Annotated in this window: 1 protein-coding gene; it reads left to right on the forward strand. The window is 36.3% G+C overall.

Features of this window, described 5'->3' with window-relative positions; translation table 11 throughout:
• Positions 1 to 273, forward strand: a 273-nt coding sequence (locus SB660_RS20570; RefSeq protein WP_410584187.1) for an iron chelate uptake ABC transporter family permease subunit, incomplete at both ends; no start/stop codon positions are given.

Below are 273 nucleotides of genomic sequence, written 5' to 3' on the forward strand. Positions count from 1 at the left end.
CTAATTTTAGCTTACATTTATGCGAATCGTTTCACAGTGGCTGGAATGGGTGAAGATTTTGCAAAAAATCTTGGTCTTTCCTATAAATTCGTTGTGAATTTAGGTCTAGTGTTAGTAGCGCTCGTAACAACTACGGTGGTATTAACTGTTGGTGTGATTCCTTTCCTTGGATTAATTATTCCAAATATCATATCGCTATTCAAAGGGGATAACCTTGCAAAGACATTACCACATACAGCATTACTCGGAATGTCCTTCCTATTATTATGTGAT

The organism is Bacillus sp. SIMBA_005 (genome assembly GCF_046535585.1).
Classification (GTDB): Bacteria; Bacillota; Bacilli; order Bacillales; family Bacillaceae; genus Bacillus; species Bacillus pumilus.